Origin of the sequence: Nonomuraea sp. KM90 (genome assembly GCF_052246675.1) — a bacterium.
GTDB lineage: Bacteria > Actinomycetota > Actinomycetes > Streptosporangiales > Streptosporangiaceae > Nonomuraea.
The window spans coordinates 1-3,601 of the sequence record NZ_JBQQCB010000292.1 but is presented as its reverse complement, the minus strand read 5'-3'; the positions used below and the strand labels follow the sequence as shown (position 1 = coordinate 3,601).

General features: G+C 64.3%; 3 protein-coding genes. All 3 read right to left on the bottom strand.

Going from position 1 to position 3,601, the window contains the following annotated elements; translation table 11 throughout:
- Positions 1-242 (bottom strand): helix-turn-helix domain-containing protein (locus ACTWPW_RS63360; RefSeq protein WP_443174911.1); only part of this gene is annotated, 242 nt, incomplete at its 3' end.
- A gap of 1,039 nt (positions 243-1,281) precedes the next feature.
- Entirely contained in the window at positions 1,282-1,587 is a 306-nt protein-coding gene (locus ACTWPW_RS63355; RefSeq protein ID WP_443174910.1) for a hypothetical protein, read from the bottom strand.
- A 529-nt stretch (positions 1,588-2,116) separates the two neighbouring features.
- Positions 2,117-3,481 carry a group II intron reverse transcriptase/maturase gene (gene ltrA / locus ACTWPW_RS63350; protein WP_443174909.1) on the bottom strand — a complete coding sequence of 455 codons (1,365 nt, stop codon included), beginning with the start codon at positions 3,479-3,481 and terminating at the stop codon, positions 2,117-2,119.
- Between the last annotated feature and the right edge of the window lie 120 nt (positions 3,482-3,601).

The window sequence follows — 3,601 nt, the reverse complement described above, 5'->3', positions numbered from 1 at the left end:
TCCACTTGCGCATCGCTGAGCCGGCAGCGCTGCCCACCCGGTCCTTTCGACTCCAGCGCCTCGGCCCCTGCCGTGCGCCAGACCTTGTGCCAGACATAGGCCGACTTGCGGGAGACCCGCAGACGCTTGGCCACCGCAGGCGGCGACATGCCCGCGGCGAACAACCCGGCGGCCTCCAAGCGGACCCGTTCACGCTTGGCTCGCGCCGCCGGGCTCAGACCACCACCATCCGGATAACGCATCCCACCGGCATACTCCCCAGCCCCGCCATGAGCACGCAACCACGCCGTGTTACCTCAGACTTTCAGCCTCTGTAGTACGTACCTTTCGTACTTTAATGCTAGATAACGCCACATTACTTGGAGGCAATAAAGACGCGACACTCCGCAGGGACTATCGAATCGTCCCACAAGGCAAATAGATAAGGGTGAATAGATCCCATAGAAACGGACCTAGCCGGACACTCTCGTTCTTGATGAATATTCTCCTGCGGCTATCCGCTAGCTCGTCGGCCTGTCATTCTTAAGAGCGATAGTGAGCCGATCGATTCAAGATGCTCGCCGATGATTTCATCCTCATCGCATGGGATATGACTGGCTCAGGCAAGCCCTCGCATGCATCTCAAGGGAATCTCGCTCGGTCTAGCCGGCGCACTAAACGCAGAACTCGTGCTGCAATTCGAGGACCGTACTGTTTCGATGGAACTCCCGCCGAGAACAACACTTTAACGGATATCGTAATCCGAGCCATAAAACAACTGATAATTCTGTCATACTCCCGGCTGAAAGTGGAGCCGCCTTCCTGCCAATTGCCGCTTGTTTTCAGCCAGTGATGCTCGCCGACAAGAAATTGTCCTGCGGGAGTATGTCGAGCGCTCAGCTGCACGGGACAGGCGGTTGTCTGTCACGGCCGATGGAAGAGGACTGGCTGGCCATGCGGGAGCAGTGCTCCTGCACAAGATCGCTGACCGGGTGAGGCTGACCGAGGAACTGGCCGGACTGTGGCCGGACGGGCAGGCCGTCACTTGGCGCGACCGCACGCACGTGCTCGCCTGCCTGGCCGTAGCGACCGTTTGCTGCGCACGCAGCCCGCTGGAGGCAACGACTGCAAGCCCCCGGCGACGCTGTTCGGGCCCGCACTGCCGTACTCCACCACCCGCCGTGCACTGGCTGGCCCGCCGCCTGGAGCCTGCATCTGCCCGCGGCTCCGGCAGCGGAGGACTGGGTCGCCGGCCACGCCCTTGCCCTGCTGGCCGGGCACACCGGCCACGTCATCACCGCGCTAACCGCGCAGGCCACCACAGCTGGCGCGCAGCGCCGCGACGGCATCGACGCCTGCATCCGCTACCTGACCAACAACTTCGAGCACCTGCGCTGCGACCAGGTGCTCGAAGCGGGATGGCCGATCGCGACCGGCGTGATAGAGGGGGCGTGCCGTCATCTGATCGCAGACAGATTCGACCTGGCCGGGGCACGCTGGGGTCTGGCCGGAGCAGAAGCGGTGCTGAAACTCCGCGCTCTGATCGCGAACGGTCACCTTGAGAAGTACTGGCATTTTCACCTCGCCCGGCAACACGAACGTGTCCACCAGAGCGACTACCAGGACGGATACTCCCTCACGGCTTGATCGCTGCACTGTCGGGTAGCGGCGGCACGTTGCCGTGCCGCCGCCCCCTCAGAACCGGGCGAGCGGGCTTTCCCCGCACCTCGGCTCAAGCAAGCCCCGAGGGCTCGGCGGGTGAGAATGTGGCCGGTCTCCTGCGGTTGCGTGCCCGGAGGCTGCGGTAGCAGGAGGTGTGCACCATGCGTGTTCGCTTGCCGTCCGGTGTGCCGTGCCGCTCGTGGGTGAGATAGTCGGCGGCAATCGCCCGCCGAGCAACACCCAGCCACCAGCGTTCCCACTGGTTCGGGGACTGTGGCGGCTGGTCGGCGGTCAGAAGGTGCTCCCCGCAGAGCGGGCAACGCCCGTCCTGCTTGGTCAGCAGGGCGAGGTTGTAGTCGTCCAGTGGGGGCGTGACCTTTCTGCGCCGCTTGGCCCAGTATTCGATCAGGTCCGGGTCGTCGGGGGACGCTCCGGGCCGGACGAGCTGGTGCCGGACGATCGGTGTCCAGGAGAACTAGACCAGGTAACGGGCGTGATCGCCGACCCGTTCGCCGAACACCCAGTGGTCGTCCCGGAACCGGTTGTGCTTGCCGAAGTAGCGGCGTTTGATCCACTTCTTCGACTTGTTGGGATGTTGGCGGACGGCCCACCGCCAGGTGAGCCACCACACGTGGTGGTCCAGCTCGTTGAAGATCTGAGCGGCCACCACACCCCGGTAGTAGGCGGCCCAGCCCCGGATGATGGGGTTGAGCCTGGAGATCAGCTCCCTCACCGAGGAGCCCCGCATCCTGTGCGTCTCGTCGGTGAGCCTCTTGCGAATACGCTTGACCGCGTCCCGGCTTGGTTTGATCAGCAGCTTGCCGTTGGAGTAGCGGCGAACGCTGAAACCCAGGAAGTCAAAGCCTTCGCCGGCGTGGATGACCTTCGTCTTGTCCTCGTTGAAGATCAGTCCTCGCGGCTCCAGCCACTGGGCCAGCCGTTTCTTGACCCGGTAGGCTTCCTGCTCGGAGTAGCAGCAGACCACCAGGTCATCGGCATACCTCACCAGAACCGGAGTCCCCTCCCGCGCCCGACCGGCCGTCACACCGGTCATGCGGTAACGGACCCCTGCGGCCTCCTCCAGCCCATGGAGTGCCACGTTCATCAACAACGGACTGATCACACCGCCCTGGGGCGAACCCTCGTCAGTGGGCGTGAACATCTCGCCCTCGACCACCCCGGCCTTCAGCCAGCGCGCGATGAGGTCCCTGGCGGGGAACCCGCCGAGCGCGTCGAGGAGCTGTTCGTGGTTGATGTTGTCAAACGCGGCCGACAGATCGGCATCTAAGATCCACACCCGGTTGGCCCGAGGGCCGCGAAGGGTGACGAACAAGGTGTCGATCGCATCAGCGCAGCTTCGGCCCGGCCTGAACCCATACGATCTAGGCTCGAACTGGGCTTCCCATTCCGGCTCCAATGCGTGACGGACCCGTGCCTGGTGACACCGATCCATGATCACTGGAATGTCGAGCGGGCGGAGCTTTCCATTGGCCTTGGGAATGTGCACGCGCCGGACCGGCAGCGGATCCCAGGACACTCGGGTTTGGTGCACGTGCACCGCTGCCTCCGCCCTGGCCTGCGAGGTCAGAACGACCTCGCCGTCGATCCCGGCCGTCCGGCGCCCGGTATTGCGCTGGGTGACCTGGCGGACGCTGACCAGCGTGTTCGACCAGGACCTCAGCATCATCTTCTGCAAGGACCGGACCGTGGCCCAGTCCTGTTCCCGCGTCGCCTTGAAGATCCTGCGCCGCAGCCTCACTACGTTCTGCTCATGGGTCCGCCAGTCGATGGTGTCCCAGTCGAGAATGCCCTCGGGTCCGTTCACCGTAATGGTGTCCAACTTGCCCCTCGGTTCGAAAGGCTCTCGGCCTCGGCGTTCAAAGGCTCACCTGCCCACGTCAGCGCCCTTTCGGGCCCGGACGCTATGTCCGGCATCCGGCCGGTTCCCCGCAACTGGCCG